This window comes from Parafrankia sp. FMc2 (genome assembly GCF_041008525.1).
GTDB lineage: Bacteria > Actinomycetota > Actinomycetes > Frankiales > Frankiaceae > Parafrankia.
The window spans coordinates 1-1,863 of the sequence record NZ_JBFLUG010000357.1; the positions used below are offsets into that span (position 1 = coordinate 1).

A 1,863-nucleotide genomic window follows, 5' to 3' on the forward strand; every position below is an offset into this window, starting at 1 on the left:
CGATCCTGCGCCTGACCGGCGTCACGAACATCGCCGCGGGAATCCGTCACCACGCCCGCCGCCCCGAACGCCCACTAGAGACAATCATGAAGCTTGCTTGCTGACCGACAACTTTGCCGAGGCCCTGCTCGACATCCCGGTAGGACAGGGCGAACCGCAGGTACCAGCGGACCGCCAGCACGATCACCTCGGGTGGGAACCGAAACCCCGCGAACTCCGATGTCGGAACCGGTGGACAGGCACGACGTCGACGCATCACTCGATCATGACCGATCGACGGCCGCGGGACAGCGGACTCCGCCAATGCAACAGAGCCCCTCCGGATCCTACTCCGGAATCTCCTGCAACATCCGTATAGCGCGCCGCGGTGTAACGGTACACACTGCTAGTGGTGGCGTCTACGGTGGTGAGGTCCAGGCCGAGCAGGTGTATCACAGCGCCGCCTGGGGAAACGGGGACAGCGGAGGGCCCGTGTTCCAGCCATCAGGAGACAACGCATTGGCCGTCGGCATAATTTCGGCAGCTGACACCTCCACCAACGCTACCTGTAACGGTGTTCCCGCGACAGGGCGAGGATCCGGTGGGGGCTGCTACTGGCGGGTCTATTTCGCGGACATCCAGGGAGCGATGGAGGCGCTTCAGGTCGATATCAACACGGCCTGAGGTCCACGCCTCGGCCTGAAGCCGCGGTCGAACCGCTGCCCCTGTGGCAAGGTCTGGACCAGGCCGGCTTCCTCGTCGGTGAAGTTCGGTTGCCGCTGGGCAGCCAGTCGATGTTGTACTGACGAGCCGTCGCTGCCAGGCGTCCGTCCATAACCGGGTCCGGGCGCAGGGCACACGCTGTGGGGAAGATATCAGTGCGAACCCGAACCCGAGGGCAGGGACCGGTGCGACGAGGATCTGGCTTGTGTACGGCGGTCTGTCTGGTGCTGGCCGCTCTGCTTCCGGCCTGCGGTCAGGAGCCTTCGAACAACATCCGACCGGTCAGGGACGCGGTTCCTGACCGGCTGCAGGCCTACAGCCCCCCTCCGGGCTCGCTGCCCCTCCTCAGGCCGTCTCCTCTTCAACGTATCCCAACCGTTTCGGTCGGGAAGAAGAGCTGGAATAGTGTGCCATGGCAGCTTGTCGAGGTGCGAGACGGCGGCAGATCGCTCGTGATCACCTGGGGTGGTGCTGATTCCTGTCCGAAGCTGGCCGGAGTCGAGGTGGCCGAATCTGATTCCTACGTCTGGATCGCGTACTGGGTTCACGGCAAGGGGCAGATCTGCGAGGCAATCGCGCGTCCACCGGTGGCCGGCCTTGTCGAACTCGCCGAACCGTTGGGTCACCGCCAGCTTCTGCACGCACCCATGAGCCACCCGGAGCTGTACGGCAGCGGGTGAATTATCGGACTTCCGGGCCTCCTACCTCGACTTTCGTAGTTATGACACACCCAAACCCTACGATCCGATCAACTGCACCACGCCAACACCCCGAGCCGGCGGACCATCGACAAGCCTCCGCCTGCCACGAAGCCAAAAACAAACGATCTACAAAGCCTGGCCAGTTACGTCGCTGATTGACATGGTCAGGATTTCCTGGACGATGATGCTGACGCGCCAGGGGTAGCCCCGGTAGCGGTCGAGGACGTGCCAGTTTTTCAGGACGGCGAAGCCGCGTTCGTCGTGGGCGCGGATGGCAGCCTGGGTGCGCCTCGCGGCTTTTTGGCCGTCAGGAAGCTGGCCGCAAGAACCGTGCGGGTCTGTTGCGTCGACGAAGTCCGCTGCCTCGACGACCTCTACCAGGCATGATCGAGTCATGCGTCGACGTCGTGTCCGGCCACCGGCTCCGACATCAGAGTTCGCCGGGTTCCGGTTCCCACCC

1 protein-coding gene and 2 pseudogenes are annotated in these 1,863 nt (G+C 63.9%); 1 reads left to right on the plus strand and 2 read right to left on the minus strand.

Annotated elements, in window-relative coordinates; genetic code table 11:
* Positions 1–112: 112 nt before the first annotated feature.
* Positions 113–256: pseudogene (locus AB1460_RS37190) on the minus strand (IS6 family transposase); the annotation flags it as partial.
* An 898-nt stretch (positions 257–1,154) separates the two neighbouring features.
* Between AB1460_RS37190 and AB1460_RS37195 the strand changes: the two are divergent.
* A complete protein-coding gene (locus AB1460_RS37195; protein WP_368967228.1) occupies positions 1,155–1,382 on the plus strand; it encodes a hypothetical protein in 228 nt (75 codons plus the stop codon).
* 147 nt (positions 1,383–1,529) lie between these two features.
* Here AB1460_RS37195 and AB1460_RS37200 read toward each other — a convergent pair.
* Positions 1,530–1,863, minus strand: a pseudogene (locus tag AB1460_RS37200) (hypothetical protein); the annotation flags it as partial.